The sequence below is a fragment of the Streptomyces sp. NPDC002446 genome (genome assembly GCF_053595675.1).
The window spans coordinates 25,582-49,210 of sequence record NZ_JBSFYC010000006.1 but is presented as its reverse complement, the minus strand read 5'-3'; the positions used below and the strand labels follow the sequence as shown (position 1 = coordinate 49,210).

Here is a 23,629-nt window from a genome sequence, read left to right as displayed (position 1 = left end):
CCTTCCCTTTGCGAGCGAATACGACCGGTTACTCGCGAGAAACGGCACAGGTCAACTAGGGTGAGCGTCCGATTAGTCCAACCTGCAAATTCCATGGAAATAACGGAGTTTGCCGCGCTGATCGAAGGAAGTCCTGCCGAACCAGGACGCAAAGTGCAGCACAGGGCTACGTGGTGTCGGCAACACCGCCAAACGTCGGCTTTGTGGGACCCAGCCGGCCCGTCTGTCGTCCCGGACACGACGGCGCCGGTCCCTTCTTATTCACCTACCTCGTGAAGGCAAGGCAGAGATGGCACGAGTCTCCCGACAAAACCCTCAGCAGTCCCCTCGCCCAAGGGCGCACCCCGTCGACGAGGTGCTCCCCGTCGGCAAACTCACCCTCTACGGTTTCCAGCACGTCCTCGCCTTCTACGCGGCCGCGGTCATCGTCCCGATCCTGCTCGGAAACGCCCTGGGGCTCTCCCGTGACCAGCTCGTCTACCTGATCAACGCGGACCTGCTGACCTGCGGTATCGCCTCGATCATCCAGGCCCTGGGGGTGTGGCGGATCGGCGCCAGGATGCCGCTGGTCCAGGGCGTCACCTTCACCGCGGTCTCACCGATGATCGCCATCGGCCAGGGCGCGGGCGGCGGCACCGCCGGACTGCTCGTCGTCTACGGCGCGGTGATCACCGCGGGCATAGCGACGTTCCTGTTCGCGCCGTTCTTCAGCAAGTTGGTGAAGTACTTCCCGCCGGTGGTCATCGGCACCATCCTCACCATCATCGGCCTGACCCTGATTCCGCAGGCGCTGCAGGACGCGGCCGGCGGCGCGCAGTTGATGGGGAAGCCCGAATACGGCGACCTCAAGAACCTCGGATACGCCCTGGGCACCCTGCTGTTCATTCTCGCCGTGGTGCGGATCGGGAAGCCGTACCTGAGCAGCCTCGCCGTGCTGCTCGGACTTATCGGCGGTACCGCGGTCGCCTGGGCCTTCGGTGATGTGGATTTCAGCGCGGTGCAGAATGCCGACTGGTTCGGCGTCAGTACGCCCTTCCATTACGGAATGCCCAAGTTCGAGCTGTTCCCCATCATCGCGATGCTCGTCGTCATGCTGATCACCATGGTGGAGACCACCGGTGACGTCTATGCCATCGGGGAGATCACCCGTAAGCGGGTCGACAACGACACCGTCGCCAGGGCGCTGCGCGCGGACGGCGCGGCGACCGTTCTCGGCGGCGTTTTCAACTCGTTCCCCTATGTGGCCTTCGCCGAGAACATCGGCCTGGTGCGCATGTCCAAGGTCATGAGCCGCTTCGTGGTGGTCGCGGCCGGCGGCTTCATGATCGTTCTGGGTCTGCTGCCGAAGGCGGGCAGCCTGGTCGCCGCGATTCCGCACCCGGTGCTCGGCGGCGCGGCGATCTCGATGTTCGGCATGGTCGCCACCGTCGGCATCCAGATCCTGGGCAAGGTCGATCTGCGCGAGGAGCGCAACGCCCTGATCCTGGCCGTCAGCCTGGGTGCCTCGATGCTGCCGACCGCGGTCGCGCCGTTCTTCGAGCGGATGCCGGACGGCGTCCGGGCGGTCCTCAACAGCGGCATCACGCTGGGTGGTCTGTCCGCGATCCTGCTGAACCTGGTCTTCAACGTCTTCACCCGCCGCAAGTCGGTGGAGATCGACTGGGACGAGATGGAGGACGACGACGAGGCGGCGGACGCCTACCCGCCGGGGGACGCGCAGGAGCCCGCGGGGCCCCGCGCACCGGTGGACCCGTACGCCCCGCAGGGACGTCCGGCGGATCCCTACGCCCGTCCGGCGGACCCCTACGCCCCGCAGGGTCCGGGCGTCCCGGGCGTCCCGGGCGTCCCGGGCGGTCCGCACGATCCGCAGGGGCCGCACTGGGGACTCCCCACCCGCTGAGGCGAGGGGCGGGGAGGGGCGCGGGAAGCCGGATCCGGGAAGCCGGATCCCGGCCCGTCCCGCCGGCCGCCGACGGGACGTCAGTGGGTGGTGACCGTGTTGAACGGCGGCGCCTCGCCGGCCTCCCCGATCAGCTCCCAGAAGTGGTCGGTCAGCCGGCGCAGATACGCCGAGCGCTCGGCGGCGACCTCCTTGAGCCGGGAGTCGTCGTTACGCGCCACCAGATGCCCCATGTAGCGCTCGGAGAACTCCGCGAACTCGCCGTGCATCGTGCGCAGCGCGTCGCTCACCCGGGTCTTGTTGAGCGTGGTGATCTCGATGACGGGAGCGACATGCGCCTTCCAGCGTCCGTCGATGGCCGACCGCAGATGCCCGGCCAGCTCCTCGTCCCGCCCCATCACCCCGATCAGCTTGCGCAGCGACAGTCCCAGCGCCTCCACCAGCGCCTTGGTCTGGCGGTAGTCACCCCGCCACTGCTGTGCGCCCTCCGCGGCCCGGTACGCCGCCGGGTCCATGCCGATCAGCTGCGCCAGGCGCTCCACGCCCAGCTGACGGGCCATCCGGTGTTCGGCCAGCGTCCGCGGCTCCACGCCCATCAGCGCGGTCGGCGGGCACCACAGGACATCGGCCAGGGCGAACAGCTGCGGCTCGGTCGGCACCTGGGAGCCGTACTCCCAGGCCTCGATGAGCTCGGGGCGGACCGGTGCGCCGCAGGCCGTCATGGACTGGGCGACCTGAGCCGTACTCAGGCCCACCCGGGCCCGCGCGGATCTGGCCTCTGCGGGGGAAAAGGGAGTGCTGTACACGTACGGGACACCTCGCTGCGCCCGGCGTTCGCGGGGCGCTTTGGGGGCGGGGAGATGGAGGAACATCCAGGGGCGGGCAGATTAACAGATCGTCCATAGGTACGAACCTCCAGTTCCCTTCGAGTCGAAGGCGCGGGAGCCGACGGGTGGGCGCGCGGGCAATGTGCACTATCTGTCCGATTCCGCTCATCAACTCGCTTACTGGGTATAGCCGATGCCCCGGTGCTTACCGGGTGGTAGCGGGTCACGGAATCGCTCCGACAGTCGTCTGTAATGAGAGCGTTACGCAGATGAGGGAGGGGTGACACAGTGATCCCTGAGGCTGGCGTTGTCGTCCGGCCTCGTTCAGCGGTGCCGGACGGCGGCACACCTGACATCCGGTCCTCCCCCCACAATCCGATCAGGATGGGACCCTTCCTATGCGATCAGTGCTGGAACGCGCCTGCGCGCGAAGCTTGGAGCCTGCCTTAGCGGCCGTGTGCCGCTGCGCCCCCGTCCGTCCCGCGGAGAGACGCAAGCCGCGGTCGACCGCGGCGTCGCGCATGTCACGCATCTGACGGTCATGCCTCTGGCAGCCGGCTGACGGCTGACGATCCGGAAGTGCCGCACCCCGGCGACCGGGTCCGCTTTCGCATGTCTCCTTGCACGAAAGGACATTCCCCGGTGCTCACTTCGCACCACGACAACTCCCAGGGCTCACCCGTGGCCCTGCTCGACGACGCGGGGCACGCCCCGTACGACGCTCCCGCCCCCGACGACGGCCCCGCCCCCGACGCCGGGCACGTGCTGGTCGTCGGCGCTCCGGGGCCGCGCCGGGAGCGGCTCACCCAGACCCTGCGCGCCACCGGCCACGAGGTGAGCCAGGCCCCGCCCGGCGAGGTCGGCCGGCGGATGGGGCAGGCCCACCCGGACGCCATCGTCGCCCTGGACGAACCGGGCGCACACCAGGAGAGCGGCTTGGAGGTGATCCGTGAGGTGCGTACCGATCCCGCCGGACGGGCGCTGCCGCTGCTCATGGTCACCACCACCCCGGAGCCGTCCGGAGTGGTGGACCTGCTGCGCCACGGAGCCGACGACTGCGTACCGGAGGCCTCCGATCCGGTGGAGCTGTCCGCCCGTATCGAGGCCAAGCTCCGCCGGGTTCCCGTACCGGTGGAGAGTCTGCTGCGCGATCCGCGCACCGGGCTCTACTCCCATCCGCACTTCCTCGACGAGCTCGACCGCGAGCTGCGGCGCCCCGAGGCCGCCCGGCACGGCGGTGTGCTCGCCGTGGTCGGAGTGGCCGAGATGGCCGCCCTGGAGGCCCGGCTGGGGCAGCGGGTGCGCCGGGAGGTCGCCGAGCGGCTGGCCGGTGTGGCCGAGCGTCTCGGCAGCTTCTGCGACCGGCTCGGCTGGGACGACGACGGTCAGCTGCTGATGCTGCTGCCCGGCGTCGACGAGGAGACCGCCCGCCGCGGCCTGGAGCGGTTCGCCGCCACCGTGGCCGGCACCCGCTTCATCGTCGCCGACGAGAACGTCCGCCTGACCCCGGCGATCGGCTGGCTGCCGCTGACCGGCTGCGCCGACGGCACCCGGGCCGTCGATCAGGCCGGGGACGCCGTACAGGAGGCGCTGCGCCACCGGGACCTGCGGCCCGTCCGGTACGCGCCCTGGATGCGCGGCGCACCGCCCCGCCACCGGCGCCCGCCACTGAGCCGGCTGCTGCGTCCCGCCCTGTCCGCGCTCTCCCCGGTGCTGGCGCTGCTGCTCGGCGTCGCCGTGCCCTTCGTGCTCTACCAGCAGACCTATGAGCTGGGCTGGGACCTGGGCTCTGCCATGTACTGGGTGGTGGTGGCCGGACTGGTGCTCTCCGCGCTGCTGATCGTGCTGGAGTGCCTCTTCTCGCTCGACGCCAGGGCCCGTCCCGAGACGCCCGGAGCGCCGTACCCGCCGGCCAGCGCCGTCATCGCCGCCTATCTGCCCAATGAGGCCGCGACGATCGTCGACACCGTCGAGTCGTTCCTGCGCCTGGACTACCCCAACCAGCTGGAGATCGTGCTGGCGTACAACACGCCGCACCCGCTGCCCGTAGAGGAGACCCTGCGCGAGATCGCCGCCCGCGACCCGCGGCTGGTGCTGTTGCCGGTCGCCGGCTCCACCTCCAAGGCGCAGAACATCAACGCCGCGGTCACCCGCGTCCGCGGCGAGTTCGTGGGCATCTTCGACGCCGACCACCACCCCGCCCCGACCGCCTTCAAGGACGCCTGGCACTGGCTGTCCAACGGCCATGACGTCGTCCAGGGCCACTGCGTGATACGCAACGGCGAGAGCTCGCGGGTCGCCGAAACGGTCGCGGTGGAGTTCGAGGCGATCTACGCGGTCAGCCACCCCGGCCGCACCCGGCTCTACGGATTCGGCGTGTTCGGCGGCTCCAACGGCTTCTGGCGCACGGACCTGCTCGCCCGTACCCGTATGCACGGCTCGATGCTGACCGAGGACATCGACTCCACGCTGCGCGCACTGGGCGAGGGCGCCCGGTTCGCCGTCGACCGCACCCTGATCTCCCGGGAGCTCGCGCCCACCACCGTCAAGGCGCTGTGGAACCAGCGCTCGCGCTGGGCCCAGGGCTGGCTCCAGGTCTCGCTCAAGCACCTGTGGCGCGGGCTGCGCTCACCGGTCTTCACGGCACGTCAGAAGCTCGGCCTGTTCGTCCTGCTGGGCTGGCGCGAGGTGCAGCCCTGGCTGACGCTGCAGATCCTGCCCATCCTGCTGTACTCGGCCTGGCGGGCCGGCGGTGTGGACCGGCTGGACTGGGCGGTGCCGGTGTGCGTACTGGCGGTGCTGTTCACCATGGCGGCCGGTCCCGTGCAGGCGCTCTTCGCCTGGCGGCTTGCGGTCCCCGAACTGCGCGCCCGCCGCCGGTGGTTCTGGTCGTACTTCCTGGTATCGACGTTCCTCTACAGCCACTTCAAGAACATGGTGGCCCGGCAGGCCCATCTGAAGGAGGCGCTGGGCGACCGGCAGTGGCGGGTCACACCGCGGGCCGCCACGAAGGCGATGGCCCGCCGATGAGCGCCGAAACCGCCCCGGCCCGCAGCCGGGCGAGCGCCATCGACGGCTTCCGCGGGCTCGCCGCGCTGAGCACCGTCGTCTTCCACGTCTGGCAGCAGTACTTCCGCTACGACGCCGAGGGCGGCCACCCGCCGGTCGACAACCCGGCGCTCGGCGCGGTGCTCTCCCTGGAAGTCATCGACCTGTTCTTCGTGCTCTCCGCGTATCTGCTCACGCTCTCGTACGCGCGGGCCGCCATCGACGGGCGCTCGACGAAGCCCGCCCGGCTGTTCCTCTTCCGGCGCACGATCCGGATCCTTCCGCTGTACGTCCTGGCCGTGCTGGTGGTCTGGGCGACCCGCAACCCGACCCTGCCGGGCAACTGGCAGGACCTGGTCGAGCACCTCACCTTCACCCATGTCTTCGACCAGCAGCGGATCTTCTACACCCTGGGCCCCACCTGGTCGCTCTCGCTGGAGGTGCTGTTCTACCTCGTGCTGGTGGCGCTGGGGCCGCTGGCGGTACGGGCCTGCCGGCCGCTGCGGCGGCGCGGCAGCCGGGTGGCGGTGTGCGCGGCGGGGTGTGCGTTCCTGTTCGCCGCGCCGCTCGCCTGGATCGCCCTCGCCCACTACACGTTCGGTGTGCCGCACACCGACTGGGTGGTCTACTTCGGCCCGCAGGCCCGCTTCGGCGGCTTCGCGGCCGGGATGGGACTGGCCGTGGCGACCGCCGCCCTCGGTGACCGGGGCCGGCTCCGCCCGCGCACCGCGCTGCCGCTGGCCGGGCTGGGGCTCGCCGGGCTGTTCGCCCTGTCCCTGGACTCCGTACCGGAGAACTTCTCCTTCACCTTCTACCACCCGCTCGCCTCGCTCCTGTGGGTCGTCCTGGTCTTCAGCACCGTCCACGTACACCAACAGAGCTTCTGGCACCGGATGCTGACGACCCGTTGGCTCACCGCCGTCGGACTGATCAGCTACTCCCTCTTCATCTGGCACGAGCCGGTCATGCTCCAGCTCCACAAGGCCGGGCTGCTGCCCGCCGGCCAGTCGGGCTTCCCGCTGGCCCTGCTGATCGTCTTCGTGGCGGCGCTGCCCGCCGCGGCGGCGAGCTACTGGCTGATCGAATACCCGTCGAGTCTGCTGGGCCGCCTCAAGGACCACCGCGGCCGGCCGCGCGAGTTCTACCCGGAGCCCGCCACCCGCTGACCGTCGTCGCCCGGCCCTTCGCCGGGGGCCCGCGCACCGCGCGCCGGGTCCCCGGCGAAGATCTTGTCGAGGTGGTCGTGGTAGGCGGCCAACACCCGTAGCGCGGTGGTGCGTTGGGCGTCCACCGGCAGGAATTCCTCCAGCACCGCAACCCGCCCGGCGGGCCGGCCGGGCGGGTTCGGTGGTGTGTGCGGTCGTCAGCCGACGTGGACGCGCGGGCGCCTGGCCGGGTCGGGCTCGGCGCGGCGCAGGACCTCGCGGGTGACCGGGGCGACCTCGCCGTCGCCGAAGACCAGGAAGCGCAGCAGATGGCTGAAGGGATGGCCCTCGGTCCAGTTGAAGTAGGCGTGCGGGACCTGGCCGGTGCGCTCGCGCAGCTGCATCAGTACGGCGGCGATGGTGTTGGCCACGCCGGCGCCCTCCACCCGCAGGATCTGCGCGCCGTAGCGCTCCTCGCCCTGGACGTGCAGGTCGGTGGTGAAGTCCGAGGAGTCCCGGACGGTCACCTCCAGGAACAGCACCGGACGGCCGTCGGGGATATGGGTCTCCTCGCGCTGGCTGTACTCCTTCTCCCGGTACTCCGCCGCGTCCCGTTCATCGGGTTCGTTGGCGATCACCCGCAGCGGTCCGGCGGCCGTCGCGGCGTCTATCAGGCGCCCGGCGGTCTCGTCGAAGTCGACCTGTACGGCGCGCAGTTCGAAGGCGCGGTGGACGCGGGAGGCGAACGAGGTCAGCAGGATGCCGAGGATGAACAGCAGCGCGATCTTCAGACCGTCCGGCCGCTCGATGACATTGGTGATCAGGGTGTATCCGAAGACCAGGGTGATGACCCCGAAGCCGATGGTGGCCGCCCGCAGCCGCCGGTGCCGGGCGGCGACGGTGGAGGCGAAGGACGCCGAGAGCATCAGCACCAGCACACCGGTCGCATACGCCCCGCTCTGCTCGTCGACGCTGGCGTCGAAGACGACGGTGACGCCGAAGGCGATGGCGAGGAAGATCAGCACCAGCGGGCGTACCGCCCGGGTCCACTCCGGGGCCATGCCGTAGCGCGGCAGATAGCGCGGTACGAGGTTGAGCAGCCCCGCCATCGCCGAGGCGCCGGCGAACCAGAGGATGGCGATGGTGGAGATGTCGTAGACGGTGCCGAACGCCTCGCCCAGATACTCGTGTGCCAGGTAGGCGAGCGCACGGCCGTTGGCCGAGCCGCCCGTCTCGAACTCCTTCTGCGGGATCAGCAGGGTGGTGGCCAGGCTCGACAGCAGCAGGAAGCAGCTCATGATCAGCGCCGCGGTGGTCAGCAGCCGGCGGGTGCCGCGGATCCGGCCGGCCGGGCGGGCGTCGGTGTCGGTCGCGTCGCCCCGTACCTGCGGCATGACGGCGACACCGGTCTCGAAGCCGGACATGCCCAGCGCCAGCTTGGGGAAGACCAGCAGCGCCACCCCGACGATCGCCAGCGGCGAGGAGTGCTCGGCGGACATCGCGCCCCACCAGTCGCCGACGACCACGGGGTGCGCGAGCACCTGCCAGGCCGAGGTGGCCAGCACGACGATGTTGAGGACGAGGTAGATCCCGACGAGCCCGACGGCGATGCCGATCGCCTCGCGGAAGCCCTTGAGGAAGACCGCGCCCAGGGCCGCCAGCAGCACCAGCGTGATCCACAGGTTCGCCCCGTGCAGCGCGGCCGGGGCGAACGGGTTCTCCACCACGTGTGCCGAGGCGTCCGCGGCCGACAGCGTCATCGTGATCACGAAGTCCGTCGCCGCGAACCCGAGCAGCACCAGGACCAGCAGCTTCCCCGCCCACCAGGGCAGCAGCCGCTCCAGCATGGCGATCGAACCCTCGCCGTTGGGGCTCTCCTTGGCGACCCTGCGGTAGACCGGCAGGGCGCCGAGCAGGGTCAGCGCGATCAGTACGAGGGTGGCGAACGGCGAGAGCAGTCCGGCCGCCAGCGCGGCAATGCCCGGCTGGTAGCCCAGAGTTGAGAAGTAGTCCACGCCCGTAAGGCACATGACGCGCCACCAGGAGTGCCCTTTGTGCTCGGCCGGCGGGGTGCCGTGCGGCCCGGAGTGCCGGCCGGTGCGGCTGCTGAGTCCGTCCAGCAGCCAGCCGCGCCACCGTTGGGCGGCGGGGGCGGCAGGCGCGGGGTCCGCCTGTGTGGGGGTGGTCATGCGGTGACGTCCTGCCGTTCTCGGTCATCGGTTCGAACTGTTCGGGCAACGAGGAGCGAGTATGCAACACCGTGCCCCCGGCGCCCCGGCCCACCCCGCGCCCGGCGACATCGGCGGCAGCGGCGCCCGCGTCGGTCGGCTCCAGGCCACCTCAGGGCCGCGTCAAGGACGCATCAAGGGAGCGTCAAGAGCGCGTCAGAAACCGTCCGTACCCCGTATGCACCGCGTCAAGAGGCGCCCTTGCGGCGCTCCCGCAGCACCCCGGGCGCGCAGTCTGGCGGAAGGGCCGGGTCGAGACCCAGGACCGGGAGGCGACCCGAGAGCCGGTCCGACCCGGGCCCACGGCAGGAGGTGCTCCCCATGGCCGCGCTTCACCCCCCGGCACCGGTCCGCCGACCGCGCATGCCGCACACCACCCGCGTCCCGCACACCGTCCGCGTCCCGCACACCGCCGCGCTGTGCCGTCCGCGCCGCGCCCACCGGCCGCCGCCCGTCCGCACCCTCACCGGCGACCTCGCCATGCCGCTCGGCGCCGTCGCCGCGGCGCTGCTGGCGACCGCACTGCTGCTGACCGGTGAGACCTCCCACGCCACTGTCGCGCTCGCCGTCTTCACCCTGCTGACCGCGCTCGCGGCCGCACCGGCCAGGCCGCCGCTGGCGCCCGCCGTGGCCCTGGTGTCCTGGATGTTCTACGACGGCTTTGTGCTGCACCGGCACGCCGAACTGGCCTTCCGGCAGCCCGACCGGACGGGCCTGCTGGTGCTGCTCCTCGCCGGCCTCACGGCCGCGGGCTGCGCGGCCGCCGTACGCGCGGCCCGCCGGTGGCCGGCCGGCCGCGGCAGGCGCTGAGGGACCTCAGTGGCAGTGGCACCGGCAGTGGTGCCGGTGCCGGTGCCGGGCGCCGCGCCGCCCGAACCGGCCGGCGGCCGCCCGCCGCGCCCTGCCCCGCGCGCTCAGGAACCCCAGCCCGATGCCCAGCATCCAGGCGTCCTTGGCGAGCGGAACCCCGTCCTGGGTCGGCCGCAGACTGCCCGGCTCCCGCATCCCGGGGAGCCGCAGGTACAGGCCGACGAGCCCGCCGGCGAAGCCCGTCAGCGCCATCCCGGCCAGCCGGGTCGGCACGAACGGCGTGAGCAGTGTGCTGCCGACCGCGATCTCCGTACACGCCAGCAGCCGGGTGAACCGCCCGGCCGGCAGCTTCTCCAGGAACGGATACGCCGTACGGGCCATCGCGTGCACACCCTCGGCGGTCGCCTGGTCCGCCCGCAGCTTGGTCAGCCCGGAGTTCAGCATGAACGCACCGGTGACCAGCCGCGGGGCCACATCACGCGCTTCGGGCAGCAACACCATCGGAGCCTCCTGCTCGATCGTCGGCCCCTTCACCGACCCTAGAGCCAGCCCGGTGGACCCGCCTCACGTCGCGGGCGCCGCCTCACTTCGCCGGCACGTCGTCCCACTGGTCCAGGATGTCGTCCACCGATTCCGGGCCGGTCTCGTTGCGGCGGCCGTCGAGGGACTGTTCGGTCCAGATGACCTTGCCGCCCGGCGTGTAGCGGGTGCCCCACCGCTGGGCGAACTGGGCGACGAGGAACAGACCGCGGCCGCCCTCGTCGGTGGTCGCGGCCCGGCGCAGATGCGGCGAGGCGCTGGTGCCGTCGGAGACCTCGCAGATCAGGGCGCGGTCGTGGAGCAGCCGGACCCGGATGGGCTGGGCGCCGTAGCGGATCGCGTTGGTGATCAGTTCGCTGAGGATCAGCTCGGTGGTGAACTCGATCGGCTCCAGCCCCCAGGCCTGCAGCCGGCGCAGGCAGGCGGCCCGGATGGGCGCGACGGCCGCCGGGTCCGAGGGGACCTCCCACTCGGCGACATGGGCGGGGTCCAGCAGCCGGGTGCGGGCCACCAGCAGCGCGATGTCGTCGCTGGGGTGCTCGGGCAGCATCGCGTCGAGGACCGCCGTACAGGTCTGCTCCGGGGTGCGGTCCGCCCCCGAGGCCAGCGCCGTGTGCAGCAGCTCCAGGCCGGTGTCGATATCGCGGTCGCGGTCCTCGACCAGCCCGTCCGTGTACAGCACCAGACGGGAACCCTCGACCAGGGTGAGCTCCGCGGTCTCCACCGGCATGCTGCCGCCCAGGCCCAGGGGAGGGGAGACCGGCACATCGGGGTAGGTGACCGTCCCGTCGGGGCGGACCAGGGCCGGGCCGGGGTGGCCCGCCCTGGCCAGGGTGGCCCGGCCCCCGACCGGGTCGTAGATGGCGTACAGGCAGGTCGCGCCGGTGATGCCGGTACGCCCGCCGTCCGGACCCGTCCCGCCGGCTTCGCTGCTGACGCCCGGCCAGACCACCTCCTCGTCCGCCGCGCGGCGGCCGTCCGCGGCCGCGTCGGCCGCCCGCGCCTCGTCCGTGTCGATATGGCTGACCAGCTCGTCCAGGTGGTTGAGCAGTTCGTCGGGCGGCAGGTCGAGGGCGGAGAAGTTGTGCACCGCGGTGCGCAGCCGGCCCATCGTGGCGGCGGCGTGCAGACCGTGTCCGACGACATCCCCGACGACCAGCGCGACCCGGGCCCCGGGCAGCGGAATGACGTCGAACCAGTCGCCGCCGACGCCCGCCTGCGCGGGCAGATAGCGGTGCGCCACCTCCAGGGCGGACTGCGCCGGCAGGGTCTGCGGCAGCAGGCTGCGCTGCAGGGTGACGGCGAGGGCGTGCTCGCGGGTGTAGCGGCGGGCGTTGTCGATCGCGACCGCGGCCCGCGCGGCCAGCTCCTCGGCGAAGGACAGGTCCTCCTCCTCGAAGCCGCCGGAGGCCTCCGACCGCCAGAAGCCGGCCAGCCCCAGCACGACCCCGCGGGCCTGCAGCGGGACGGAGATCACCGAGCGGATACCGGCGTCCAGGATCCGCTGGGTGGCCGTCGGATCCTGCCCCCGCCACTCGTCGGAGCTGCGCATGTCGTCGACGAGGACCGGCCGGCCGCTCTCCAGGCTCGACGCCATCGGCGTCCCGGGCGCAAATCTGATCACCTCGCCCACCTGGTACACCGGCGCGTCCTCGGTGAAGCCCCGGACGGCCATCCGCCGCAGATCGGTGTCCGCCCCGCCCTCCGGCTCGTCGCCCTGCAGCACCGGCTCGCGCAGTTCGACGGTGACGACGTCGGCGAACCGGGGGACCGCGACATCGGCCAGTTCCTGGCACGTCCGCGACACATCCAGCGTCGTGCCGATGCCCAGCCCCGCGTCGTAGATCAGCTTCAGCCGCTCCTGGGCCACCTCCGCCCGGCCGGAGACCGCCCGCAGTTCGGTGGTGTCCCGCAGCGTCACCGCACACCCGGCCGGCCCGCCGTAGGGGGCGGTCGGCCGGACGTTCACGGCCAGCAGCCGGTCACCGGCCAGATGCACCTCGTCGGTCGCCTCCCGGCAGGAGGTCAGCAGCGCGCTCAGCCGCGGGTCCAGGCCCAGGCCGTCGACCGGCCGCCGCTCCGCGTCGGCGTCGTCCGGCAGGCCGAGCAGCCGCCGCGCCTCGTCGTTGGCCAGCAGCAGCCGCCCGTCACTGCCGATGATCAGCACGCCCTCCCGTACGGCGTGCAGCACGGCGTCGTGGTGGTCGTACATCCGCCGCATCTCGGCCGGGTGCAGCCCGTGCGTCTGCCGCCGCAGCCGGCGGTTGACCAGCACCGTCCCCGCGGTGACCAGCAGCAGCGCCCCGACCGCGAAGCCGAGCAGCAGCGGCAGCTGGTCGGCCACCCGCTGCTCCGTCTTCTGGATGCGGATGCCGACGGACACCAGCCCGACGACCGAACGGTCCCTGTCGACGACCGGGACCACGGTGTTCACCGCGGGACCGACGGCCGAGGAGAGCGTGGTGGTGTACGCCTTGCCGCTGAGGGCCTGCCGGAAGGAGCCGCCGACGACGTGCTTGCCGATCAGCTGCGGGTCCGGGTGGGTCCACCGGATGCCGTCCGGCCGGAACGCGACGATGTAGTCGACGCCGGCGCTCTTGCGGGCCGCCTCCGCATGGGGCTGCAGCAGCGCGGTGGGGTCGGCGGACTTCATGGCGGCCAGCGTGCCCGGCGCGCGGGCGAAGGTCTCGGCCTCGATGACCGAGCGCTGCCGGGCCTCCTGCCTGATCGCCCCCCGCGCCTGGAAGACGAGGGCCACGACCCCCGCGACGACCAGCAGCAACACGAGCGCCAGCTGCAACCCGAACACCTGGCCCGCGACGCTCTGCGCGCGCACCCCACGCAGCTTCAGCAGCGACCGGAGGCGTTGCCGGGGGGAGGGTGACGAGCCCTGCGGATCATCACCCTCTCGCCGGAATTTTTCCCTCATGCCCCATATTTAGCATTCTGCTCCACTGTGGGGTGATCAGCTGGGGCATGGCGTTGTGCGGTGGCTGCACGCCGTGACCGCCCGGCCGGGCGGCGGGTCCGTACACTCCACCGGCCGTCGGCGCGGGCGAGGTGTACCGGGTGGTCGAAGCACCGGCTGACCTGGTCGCCGGTCAGTACGCCGGCGACCGGCCCCGAGGCCAGCACGCGTCCGTCCCGCAGCAGCAGGGCGTGCGTCGTGCCGGGCGGAAGCTCCTCCAGATGATGGGTGACCAGCACCGACGACAGCTCGGGGTAGGTGTGCTGGAGCGTGTCGATCCGTTCGATGAGCTGCTCCCGGCCGGCGACGTCGAGGCCCGTGGCGGGCTCGTCCAGCAACAGCAGCCGCGGGCTGGGCATGAGCGCGCGGGCGATCAGCGCCCTGCCGCGCTCGCCCTGGGACAGGGTGGGCCAGCGCGCGTCGCGGCGGCCGCCGAGGCCGAGCAGGCCGATGAGGCGGTCGGCCATGGCGGCCTGCTCGGGCGTCGGAGCCCAGCGCGGGACACGTTCGACGGTGTTGGTCAGCCCGGTCAGCACCACGTCCCGGACCCTCAGCGGCGAGCGCGGACCATGGCGTGGGTCCACATGCCCCACGGCGGACCGCAGTTGGCGAAGGTCGATCCGTCCCAGCTCGCTTCCCAGGACTTCCACCGTGCCCCGGGTGGGATGGGTGAGCGCACCCAGCAGGCCGAGCAGGGTGCTCTTGCCGGCACCATTGGCGCCGAGCAGCGCCCAGTGCTCTCCCGGCCGCACCGTCAAGGACACCTCGTGCAGGATCGGGTTGCCGTCGCGGACGAGGTCGGCCCGGTCCACGCGCAGTACGGGCGATGCGGTCACCGTCCGGCCCGCCCGGCACGGTTGACGGCTGCCACGACGGCCTGCACCGAGGCGGCGAGAACGGAGGTGTCCCAGCCGGCTCCCCAGCACGTGGTCCCGTCCACCCGGCACTCGGCGTAGGCGACGGCCGGGCTGCCGGGCCCCACGTCGGTGGCGTGCTCGGCGTAGTCGAGGATGTCGACGCGGAAACCGGCACTCCCGAGGGCATCGGCCAGCGCCGACAGCGGCCCGTTGCCGGTCCCCTGGTGCGACCGGTCCCGTCCGTTCTCCTCCAGGACGCAGGTGAACCGGTGCTCGCCGGGCCCGGTTTCGGCGGTGCTCCAGGAGCTCAGGGCGACCGGACCGTTGCGGGCCGGGGCGAGGTAGGTCGCCTGGAACAGCTCCCACAGGTCCTCGGGCGAGAGCTCCCGCCCGCCGGCGTCGGTGGCCCGCTGCACCGTTGCGGAGAAGTCCGGACGCATCCGCCGGGGCAGGTCCAGGCCGTGGTGGGTGTGGAGCAGATGGGCGATGCCGCCCTTGCCGGACTGGGAGTTGATGCGGATGACCTCCTCGTAGGTACGGCCGATGTCACCCGGGTCGAGCGGCAGGTACGGAACCTCCCAGGGCGCCTCCTGGGGCGGCACGCCCAGCTCCGCGGCCTGCTTGGCGTGGTGGGCCAGGCCCTTGGCGATGGCGTCCTGGTGGGTCCCGGAGAAGGCGGTGTGGACGAGGTCGCCGGCGTAGGGGTGGCGCGGGTGGACGGGCAGCCGGTTGCAGTGCTCCACCACCTCGCGCACGGCGTCGACGTCGGAGAAGTCGATCATGGGATTGACGCCCTGTGCGTACAGGTTCAGCGCCAGGGTGACCAGGTCGACGTTGCCGGTCCGCTCGCCGTTGCCGAACAGGCAGCCCTCCACCCGCTGCGCCCCTGCCAGGACGGCGAGTTCGGCGCAGGCGACCCCGGTGCCGCGGTCGTTGTGCGGGTGCACGGAAAGGATCACCGCGTCACGCCGCGCCAGATGGCGGTCCATGTACTCGATCTGGTCCGCGTACACATTGGGGGTGGCGATCTCCACCGTCGCCGGCAGGTTGTGGATCACCGGCCGGTCCGGGCTGGCCTGCCACAGCTCTGTGACGCTGTTACAGACGTCCAGGACGAAGTCCGGTTCGGTGAGGTTGAAGACCTCGGGGGAGAACTCGAACCGGATATCGGCTCCTGACCGCTCCTCGGCGCGCCGCATCAGATGGGCGGCCGCGTCCAGGATCATCCCGTGGAGTTCGCTGCGCGAACGCCCCAGGACCACGTTCCGCCACGTCGGTGCGGTGGCGGTGTAGAGATGGACGAGGGTGCGGGGCAGGCCTTCGACGGCGGCGACGGTGCGGTCGATCAGATCGGAACGGGCGGCGGTGAAGACCGAGACGGTCACGTCGTCGGGCACCGCGCCGCTGGTGGCCAGATGGCGTACGAAGTCGAAGTCGGTCTGGCTGGCGGAGGGGTAGCCGACCTCGATCTCCTTGTAGCCCATCGTCACCATCAGGTCGAACATCCGGCGCTTGCGCCCGGTGTCCATGGGCTCGGCCAGCGCCTGGTTGCCGTCGCGCAGATCGACGGGCACCCACAGGGGCGCCTTTTCGAGCCGGCGCGACGGCCAGGTCCGGTCCGTCAGCGGCAGCGGAACCCGGGCGTGCGCGGGCCGGTAGCGCTGGTGCGGCATCGCGCTCGGTCGCTGCGGGTTCCACGCCGGAGCGTCGGCGGGAACCGGACCGGACGGGGTGCGCAGTGTGGGGAAAGCCTGGATCTGGGGTGGTGCCATGGCGCAGAACTTCCTTCGGTCAGGCGTCTGGCGACCGGCAGGGCCGGATACCCGCTACGGGGTGCCGGTCCGTCAGACCCCGCAGCGGCAGCCGAGAAGAAGGAGCTCGCACAGCGACATGCCGGGTAGAGTAGCCACAGCCGAACACCTCAGACAACCTGAGAAGTAAAAGAGAAGGTGAACGTCGCATGCCACTGGGCGCCTTGCGGCCGACCCCCTTGGTCGAGCAGGCCACGGAACGCCTGCGCGAGCAGATCACCAAGGGCGAGTGGACCGTCGGAACGAAACTCCCCGGTGAGAACGCCCTCGCCCAGAGCCTCGGGGTGGGACGCTCAACCGTCCGCGAGGCACTGCGCGCACTCGCCGGAGCGGGCCTGGTGCAGGCACGCCAAGGCGCCGGTGTCTTCGTCATCGCCACCAAACCCGTGGAGGACTGGCCCACTCAGCTGCGCCGCGCGGCCGTCACGGACGTCTACGAAGTCCGCATGCTCCTCGAAGTCGAAGCCGCCCAGATGGCCGCCGAGCGCCGCACGGACGACGACCTCACCGCCCTGGACACGGCGCTGGCCCAGCGCCGGAAGGCCGCGAAGGCAGGCAACGCCGAGTTCGTCGACGCCGACATCGCCCTGCACACCGCCATCGTCACCGCCGCACACAACCCCGTACTCACCGCCCTGTTCAGCGAGTTCGTACCGGTGCTGCGCACGGGGCTGATCGACCTGGTGGAGCTGCTCGACCTGCGGACCGACGACCCGAACCACGGCGACCGCGAACACACCCTCCTCGTGGCGGCCATCGCACGGGCGGACGCCGAAGCGGCCGGTCGCACCCTGCGGGAGGAGCTCAGGCAGACGCTCGATCGGCTGCGTGCCGTGTGAGGCGGACGCGAAGGAGGGCCATTCCCGCGAGCTTCAGTTGACCGGGCACACAGGGTCGCCTGATGTGTCTGGCATATAGGCCGCCCGTTCCTGCGCGGTGAGGTCGCGGTTGACGGCCCGGCAGATCTTTTGGACGGCTGCGGCAGGTCGGGGGAGGGCGACATCCCATAGGCGCGCGGTGTTGTCGACGCTGCCGGTGGCGAGGGTGTGTCCGTCCGGGCTGAACGCCACCGAGGTCACTCTGTCGGTGTGGCCGGTCAGGGTGGCGCGGTTCTTGCCGGTGGCGGTGTTCCACAGCCGCACGGATGTGTCGAGGCTGCCGGTGGCGAGGGTCTGTCCGTCCGGGCTGAACGCCACGGACAGCACCCAGTCGGTGTGGCCGGTCAGGGTGGCGCGGCGCTTGCCGGTGGCCGTGTCCCACAGGCGTACGGTGCGGTCGCGGCTGCCGGTGGCGAGGGTGTGTCCGTCGGGGCTGAATGCCACCGAGTCCACCGCATCGGTGTGGCCGGGCAGCGTGGTGCGGCGCTTGCCGGTGGCCATGTCCCACAGTTGTACGGTCTCGTCGGCGCTGGCGGTGGCGAGGGTGCGTCCATCGGGGCTGAACGCCACCGAGGCCACCGTGTCGGTGTGGCCGGTCAGAGGGGTGCGGCGCTTGCCGGTGGCCGTGTCCCACAGTTGCACGGTCTTGTCGGTGCTGGCAGCAGCGAGGGTGCGACCGTCCGGGCTGAACGCCACCGAGCCCACCATGTCGGTGTGGCCTCTCAGGGCGGCGCGGCTCTTGCCGGTGGCCACGTCCCACAGGCGAACGGTCTTGTCGATGCCGCCGGAGGCGAGGGTGCGTCCGTCCGGGCTGAACGCCACCGAATACACCCAGCCGGTGTGGCCTCTCAGGGTGGCGCGGTTCTTGCCGGTGGCCGTGTCCCACAGGCGCACGGTGTTGTCGCGGCCGCCGGTGGCGAGGGTGTGTCCGTCCGGGCTGAACGCCACCGACCGCACCACGTTGGTGTGGCCCGTCAGAGGGGCACGGGTCGTGCCGGCGGCCATGTCCCACAGCCGCACGGTCTTGTCGGTGCTGCCGGTGGCGAGGGTGCGGCCGTCCGGGCTGAACGCCACCGAGGCCACCCTGTCGGTGTGGCCCGTCAGAGTCGTGCGGTTCTTGCCGGTGGCCGTGTCCCACAGCCGTACGGTCTTGTCGAGGCTGCCGGAGGCGAGGGTGCGTCCGTCGGGGCTGAACGCCACCGAAAACACCGTGTCGGTGTGGCCGGGCAAAGTGGTACGGGGCTTGCCGGTGGCCGCCTCCCAGAGTCGCACGGTGGCGTCGAAGCTGCCGGTGGCGAGGGTGCGGCCGTCCGGGCTGAACGCCACCGAGACCACCGCATCGGCGTGGCCGGTCAGGGTGGTGCGCTTCTTGCCGGTGGCTACGTCCCACAGTCGCGCGGTGTGGTCGCGGCTGCCGGTGGCGAGGGTGCGTCCGTCGGGGCTGAACGCCACCGAGTCCACCGAGTGGGTGTGGCCGGGCAAAGTGGTACGGGACTTGCGGGTGGCCATGTCCCACAGTCGCGCGGTCTTGTCGCCGCTGCCGGAGGCGAGGGTGCGTCCGTCCGGGCTGAACTCCACCGAGAACACCGCGTTGGTGTGGCCGGTCAGGGTGGCGAGGGGTTTGCCGGTGGCTGTGTCCCACAGCCGCACGGTGGCGTCGCTGCCACCGGTGGCAAGGGTGCGTCCATCGGGGCTGAACGCCACCGCCCCCACTTCGTGGGTGTGGCCGGTCAGGGTGGCCCGGTGCTTGCCGGTGGCCGTGTCCCACAGCAGCGCGGTGTGGTCGCGGCTGCCGGTGGCGAGGGTGCGTCCATCGGGGCTGAACGTCACCCGGTTCACCCCGCCCCTGTGGCCGGACAAGCGCCGCCGCAAGGGGAGGGCCGCGGCGTTCTCCAGGCTTTCGACGGACTCGGGAGTGGGGCTGGCGCGGTAGGCCTCGATGGCCAGCAGCGAGGCGAGGTCGGGGTCTGCGCCGATGAGCGTGCTGGACTGGGCGGCAAGCTGACGGGACAGGGCCGCCTCCCGTTCGGCGACCACCGTCCGCCACTGCCACAGGGCCCCTCCCGCGGCGACGAGTGCGAGGACGAGCAGGACGGCCAGGATCGTGTTGAGGCGTCTGCTGCGTCGGATGACGGCCTGCTGGCGTTGCCGGCTGGCGGTGAGGAAGGCGGCGATGTCGCCCGGCAGACGGCGTTGCTGTGACCAGTCGAGGCCTTCGGCGAGTGCCGTTCCCCCGAGCAGGTCTCCAGGATCGGTCCCTTCGGCCCAGCGGGCCCGCCGTGTGCGGGTGTGGGCGAGCCACTCCTGGAAGCGGTGGTCTTCATTGACCCATTCACGCAGTGTGCCCCAGTCGCGGATGAGGGCGTCATGGATCAGTTCGGCCACCGGCAGCGCGGGAGGGGTGTCGCGGAGCAGGGAGATGCTGGGGGTGTGGGTGGTGATGATGCGATGACGAGTGAGGGCGGCGAGGACATCGTCGACGGCACTGTCGCTGTCCGGCCCCCCGCTGCGGTCGGCTGCCAGTTCGCGCAGTTCCTGCAGGGGGACCTGGGCACGGATGGCGGGGATGTGGTGGCGGGGGTCGGCGGGCCGTACCAGGGAGGTGAGGATGCGCTGTGCGATGGGCTGGTGGTCGGGCGGTAGTTGGTTGAGGGCGGTGTCGCACCACGTGGTGAGGCTGCCGGTGACTCCGCCGATGCGCCGGTAGGCGTCGTGGGTGAGGCGTCCGTCGTGCCGCCTCTGCCAGAGCTGACTGAGCGTCAGCTCCAGTAGGGGCAGCACGGTGACCGGTGCCTGCCGGGTCCTGGCCCCCTCCGGGGTGGTGGCCAGGACGTCGGTGATGATCTGCTCCGGCAGCCCGTGCTCGAAGTGGTTCCCCACGTCCCGGGCGGGCAGGGTGATGATGTCGTGCAGGTCATCCCGGCTCAGGGTGCCCGGCATGTTGAGGAGTCCCGGCATCGCCGCTTCCAGCAACTCGGGGGCCAGCGCGGCCAGCTGGGGGTAGAAGTCGTCGCGCATGATCAGGATCACGTCGAGCTCGGCGCGCGATCCGACCGCGGCGGTGATCTGGTCCGTGGCGGCCAGGCGGCGCTCCTGATCCCGGCCGGTGGAGGTCTGGGTGAAGAGCTCTTCGAACTGGTCGATGATCAGCAGGACGCGCTGACAGGAGGGTTCGGCCGCGAGTTTGCGGGCGACGGCTGCGGTGATGCCCTCGGTGCCGGCCCCGGCCAGCCCGGCGCGCTCGATTTCGGCCAGCAGGTCCTGCCTCGGCCGGGCGAGCACGGGCAACCACCTGTCGCTGCCCGGCAGCTCGCCGGCGGCCAGCGCAGGCAGGACACCGGCCTGGACCAAGGACGACTTGCCTGAACCGGAGGGCCCCAGCAGCAGGGTCACCCGCTGTTGCCGGGCCAGGTCCGCCAGCACCTGCCGCACCGCGTCCTTCCGGCCCTCGAACCACTGGGCCTGTTCCGCGGTGAACGGCTCCAGTCCCCTGTACGGGCACACCTCCCGCTCGGTCAGCTCGGGCCAGATCTCCCGCAGTACCTGCGTAGGTGTGACATAGGCGATGCCCTGCCCCTTTCCGTACTCGTCAGGGGCGGTGATCTCGGTGACCATGCCGATGACCAGGCCGGTCTCCTCGTCGACGACCGGCCCGCCGCTGAACCCGGTGGTCAGGTCGTTGGCGGCGGTCAGCTGCAGATGCATGCCACTGCTCCCGGTGGCCGGCAGCAGATGGCCGGCCACACCGAACCCGAAGTGCCCGCCCGCCGGAGCCTGGGCGGGGAACCCGAACGAGCGCACCTGGTGGCCGCGGCAGCCGGCCGCGGAGCCCAGCGGCAACGCCCGCATACCCGCTGAGGTCCCGCTCAGGCGCACGACGGCCACGTCTTCGTCCTCCGGGGCACGCCACGGCTCGGCCAGGACCAGCCCCTCGACCTCGCGCGCGCCGTCCCCGTGCGGGAAGGCCAGCTGCACGCTCTCGCCGGGCTCGACTCCGGCGGCGCGTACGACGTGTGCACAGGTGACCAGGATGTCCTCGGCCACCAGGAAACCGGCCCCGGCCACCTGGTCACCCGGCCCGAGGATCTGGGCCACGGCGGGGAGGAGTTCCGAGCCGCCGTCACCGTTCGGCTGCTTGCCGCTGATGTCCACTGGTCAGCCCGGGTACGGATCCGTGCCGGGATGGCCGGGACCGTTCTTCTTCCAGGTCATCGTCACCTTCAAGTGACAGTTGGCGCTGCTCTTGGTGATCACGGCCCCGGCTGCGACCGCGAGGTCGACACCGAACTCCACCGCGATCCCGTCCGGGCCGGCCTTGCGCAGCTGGTCGAGTGTCGCGTGCGCCGCCTCGGTGACCGAACCCAGCGCTTGTTTCAGGCTCCCCGGCAGCTCGTGAATGGCTTCGCCCACGCGACCTGCCTTCACCGGCCCCTCCAGCGCGGACGGAGCCTCGACCAGGAGGAAACCCCCGCCTTCCAAGGGGATCCGGGCCAGATGTGTCAAGGCTCCTCCTTCACTCATCGTGCCTCGCGGGCGGCGCTGACGAGCAGGGCGCCGCTGGTGCCCACGCCGACTGGAAACCCTTGACCGACCACGAAGAGGCACCGGCGCCGCCTGCGCTGATCGTCATCGATTCCGGTATGTGCCGCATCCAGAGTGGGCCGTACGCATGAGGCCGGCCCGGCCCGCGCCCGGCCGGGGCGGGCGACGGGGGCGGGGCTCTCATGAGCGGCGGCGCTGTGTTGCGGGCCCGGGTGCCCGGTGCGACCGTGTACGAGGGGGAAATGCCGGTGCCCTTGCAACGGACGACCTTGCGGGCGACGGCACTTCGCGCCGGTACACGGCGGAATCGCACCCCACCATCCTTGGCACCTGCCACGCGGTGAATCGGCGCGCGTCCATGAACGGGGGAAGCACACAGAAAGCGGGAAACCCAATGGCGAACGGACCCATGGACAGCCGTGCATCCGGCGAGCAGCCCGAGCGGCCCAACGGCGCCGTCGCGGGCCAGGTCACGGAGTACACCGGTCGGTACGTGGTCTTGCTCGACCCGAGCGACCAGGAGAGCGGGCTGAACGCACTGCGTTCCTCCGCCGACATCGCGCCCGTCGAACGGGTCCGGGGAGCCGAGGCCGCGAACGTCGCCGAACTCCTGGAGCGCCCCGACGCCTCGGTGCTCTTCGAAGACCTCGCCGCGGCCGTCGTCGAAGTACGGTCCGAGCAGCGTCACGCGCTGGTCACCACGGCCGAGGCGGAACGCTCGATCCTCGCGGCCGAGCCGGAGCGCAGGGTCTACGCCTCGCCGATCACCGCTCCGCAGCAGGCGCCGACCGAGTTCTTCCCGGCCTACCGCAGCGACGAGGACGTGGTCACCCGCCATTCCCACGCCGAGACCGCCGCGTCCCAGGGGCCGGCCCTGGACGAACAGCACACGACCTGGGGCCTCCAGGCGATCAGGGCCAACATCTCCGGCATGACCGGACAGGGAGTGAAGATCGCCGTCCTCGACACCGGCGTGGACACCGACCACCCGGACCTGGCCGGGCGCATCGAGGAGACGGCCTCCTTCGTGCTCGGCGAGACCGTCGAGGACGTCCATGGCCACGGCACGCACTGCATCGGTACCGCCGCCGGTCCGGCCAACCCCCGGCAGGGGCCCCGCTACGGCGTGGCGACCGAGGCGCGCATACTCGCCGGCAAGGTACTCGACAACACCGGCTTCGGCGCGGACGGCCAGATCCTGGCGGGCATGTCCTGGGCGATCGCCCGCGGTGCACGGGTGATCTCCGTATCGCTCGGCGCTCCGGTCCAGCCGGGTGAGCTCTTCCCGCAGACGTTCGAGATCCTGGCCCAACGTGCACTCGAACTCGGGACGGTGATCGTCGCGGCGGCGGGCAACAGCAGCCGGCGCCCCGGATTCGTGGCCCCCGTCGAGCGACCCGCCAACTGCCCCTCCATCCTCGCCGTGGGCTCGCTGGACAAGGCACTGAAGACGGCGTCCAGTTCCTGCGGAGGCATCAACGGCCAGGGCGGCGAGGTCAACATCGCGGCCCCCGGCAAGTCCGTGCACTCGGCTGCCCCTGGCGGCGGTTACGCGATCAAGTCGGGCACCAGCATGGCCACACCGCACGTCGCGGGCGTCCTCGCACTGCTCGCCCAGGCGAACCCCACCGCTTCCGCGGCCGACCTCAAGGCCAGTCTGCTGTCCGGTGCGTTCCCGCTGACGCAGCCCGCCCGGGACGTCGGCGCGGGCCTGCTCCAGGCCCCGTGAGCGAGTCGTCGCAGCCCGAGCCGGTCGGGGTCATCCTCGCAGTCGACCCCGACCGGTTCTCGCACGTGGTCGAGGCCTTGCGGCGGGCGGGGCTGACGGTCACGGGTGAGCAGCCGCTCCTCGGCACGCTCTCCGGCACCGTCGCGGAGGACCGGATCCCGGCCCTGGAACAGGTCGACGGCGTCGAAGCAGTGGACCGCGAGCGCAGCATCCAACTGCCCCCGCCGGACTCCCCGGACCAGTGACCGTATGGGCCCGGACACAACGGCGGTTGTCGGGCTCCGGCGAAGCGGCGTCGGAAAAAACCGTTGGCGCCGCCGTCCGGTGCTGCTCTACGCTCGGCGAT

The 23,629-nt window shown here is 71.6% G+C and carries 16 protein-coding genes; 7 read left to right on the top strand and 9 right to left on the bottom strand.

The window, feature by feature from the left end:
* Positions 1-289 precede the first annotated feature (289 nt).
* Entirely contained in the window at positions 290-1,900 is a 1,611-nt protein-coding gene (locus tag ACWD6P_RS05555) for a nucleobase:cation symporter-2 family protein (protein ID WP_451442728.1), read from the top strand.
* Between the two features lie 80 nt (positions 1,901-1,980).
* Here the strand turns inward: ACWD6P_RS05555 and ACWD6P_RS05550 are convergent, their stop codons facing one another.
* On the bottom strand, positions 1,981-2,706 hold the full coding sequence (locus tag ACWD6P_RS05550; RefSeq protein ID WP_451442727.1) for a transcriptional regulator: 726 nt from the start codon (positions 2,704-2,706) through the stop codon (positions 1,981-1,983).
* A gap of 663 nt (positions 2,707-3,369) precedes the next feature.
* Here ACWD6P_RS05550 and ACWD6P_RS05545 point away from each other — a divergent pair.
* Together ACWD6P_RS05545 and ACWD6P_RS05540 are read left to right on the top strand one after the other, a co-directional pair.
* Positions 3,370-5,757 carry a glycosyltransferase gene (locus ACWD6P_RS05545; RefSeq protein ID WP_451442726.1) on the top strand — a complete coding sequence of 796 codons (2,388 nt, stop codon included), beginning with the start codon at positions 3,370-3,372 and terminating at the stop codon, positions 5,755-5,757.
* On the top strand, positions 5,754-6,941 hold the full coding sequence (locus tag ACWD6P_RS05540; RefSeq protein WP_451442725.1) for an acyltransferase family protein: 1,188 nt from the start codon (positions 5,754-5,756) through the stop codon (positions 6,939-6,941). Before ACWD6P_RS05545 ends, ACWD6P_RS05540 begins: the two co-directional genes overlap by 4 nt.
* On the opposite strand, the gene ACWD6P_RS05535 is transcribed toward ACWD6P_RS05540, so the two are convergent.
* Positions 6,917-7,087: a hypothetical protein gene (locus ACWD6P_RS05535; protein WP_451442724.1), complete on the bottom strand. Its 171-nt coding sequence runs from the start codon at positions 7,085-7,087 to the stop codon at positions 6,917-6,919. The two genes, ACWD6P_RS05540 and ACWD6P_RS05535, sit on opposite strands and share 25 nt — an antisense overlap.
* 51 nt (positions 7,088-7,138) lie before the next feature.
* A complete protein-coding gene (locus ACWD6P_RS05530) occupies positions 7,139-9,109 on the bottom strand; it encodes an amino acid transporter (RefSeq protein WP_451442723.1) in 1,971 nt (656 codons plus the stop codon).
* A 360-nt stretch (positions 9,110-9,469) separates the two neighbouring features.
* On the opposite strand from ACWD6P_RS05530, the gene ACWD6P_RS05525 reads away from it, so the two are divergent.
* Complete coding sequence (locus tag ACWD6P_RS05525) at positions 9,470-9,958, top strand: DUF4118 domain-containing protein (protein WP_451442722.1); 489 nt, start codon at positions 9,470-9,472, stop codon at positions 9,956-9,958.
* 6 nt (positions 9,959-9,964) lie between these two features.
* On the opposite strand, the gene ACWD6P_RS05520 is transcribed toward ACWD6P_RS05525, so the two are convergent.
* The 4 genes from ACWD6P_RS05520 to leuA all read right to left on the bottom strand — a co-directional run bounded on the left by ACWD6P_RS05520 (position 9,965) and on the right by leuA (position 16,095).
* Positions 9,965-10,459 (bottom strand): hypothetical protein, encoded by a 495-nt coding sequence (locus tag ACWD6P_RS05520; protein WP_451442721.1) that lies wholly within the window; start codon positions 10,457-10,459, stop codon positions 9,965-9,967.
* 82 nt (positions 10,460-10,541) lie between these two features.
* On the bottom strand, positions 10,542-13,427 hold the full coding sequence (locus ACWD6P_RS05515; RefSeq protein WP_451442720.1) for a SpoIIE family protein phosphatase: 2,886 nt from the start codon (positions 13,425-13,427) through the stop codon (positions 10,542-10,544).
* On the bottom strand, positions 13,424-14,302 hold the full coding sequence (locus tag ACWD6P_RS05510; RefSeq protein WP_451442719.1) for an ABC transporter ATP-binding protein: 879 nt from the start codon (positions 14,300-14,302) through the stop codon (positions 13,424-13,426). The genes ACWD6P_RS05515 and ACWD6P_RS05510 overlap by 4 nt, the downstream gene beginning before the upstream one ends.
* Positions 14,299-16,095, bottom strand: coding sequence for a 2-isopropylmalate synthase (gene leuA, locus ACWD6P_RS05505; RefSeq protein WP_451442718.1), 1,797 nt, complete (start codon positions 16,093-16,095; stop codon positions 14,299-14,301). The genes ACWD6P_RS05510 and leuA overlap by 4 nt, the downstream gene beginning before the upstream one ends.
* A gap of 188 nt (positions 16,096-16,283) precedes the next feature.
* On the opposite strand from leuA, the gene ACWD6P_RS05500 reads away from it, so the two are divergent.
* Positions 16,284-16,973 (top strand): FadR/GntR family transcriptional regulator, encoded by a 690-nt coding sequence (locus ACWD6P_RS05500; protein WP_451442717.1) that lies wholly within the window; start codon positions 16,284-16,286, stop codon positions 16,971-16,973.
* A gap of 33 nt (positions 16,974-17,006) precedes the next feature.
* Here the strand turns inward: ACWD6P_RS05500 and ACWD6P_RS05495 are convergent, their stop codons facing one another.
* Together ACWD6P_RS05495 and ACWD6P_RS05490 are read right to left on the bottom strand one after the other, a co-directional pair.
* Positions 17,007-21,164, bottom strand: coding sequence for an nSTAND1 domain-containing NTPase (locus ACWD6P_RS05495; protein ID WP_451442716.1), 4,158 nt, complete (start codon positions 21,162-21,164; stop codon positions 17,007-17,009).
* 3 nt (positions 21,165-21,167) lie between these two features.
* Positions 21,168-21,515 (bottom strand): CU044_2847 family protein, encoded by a 348-nt coding sequence (locus tag ACWD6P_RS05490; protein ID WP_451442715.1) that lies wholly within the window; start codon positions 21,513-21,515, stop codon positions 21,168-21,170.
* 448 nt (positions 21,516-21,963) lie between these two features.
* Here ACWD6P_RS05490 and ACWD6P_RS05485 point away from each other — a divergent pair, with 448 nt between their 5' ends.
* Both ACWD6P_RS05485 and ACWD6P_RS05480 read left to right on the top strand, forming a co-directional pair.
* Entirely contained in the window at positions 21,964-23,283 is a 1,320-nt protein-coding gene (locus ACWD6P_RS05485; protein WP_451442714.1) for a S8 family peptidase, read from the top strand.
* A complete protein-coding gene (locus ACWD6P_RS05480; protein ID WP_451442713.1) occupies positions 23,280-23,528 on the top strand; it encodes a hypothetical protein in 249 nt (82 codons plus the stop codon). Before ACWD6P_RS05485 ends, ACWD6P_RS05480 begins: the two co-directional genes overlap by 4 nt.
* Positions 23,529-23,629: the final 101 nt, after the last annotated feature.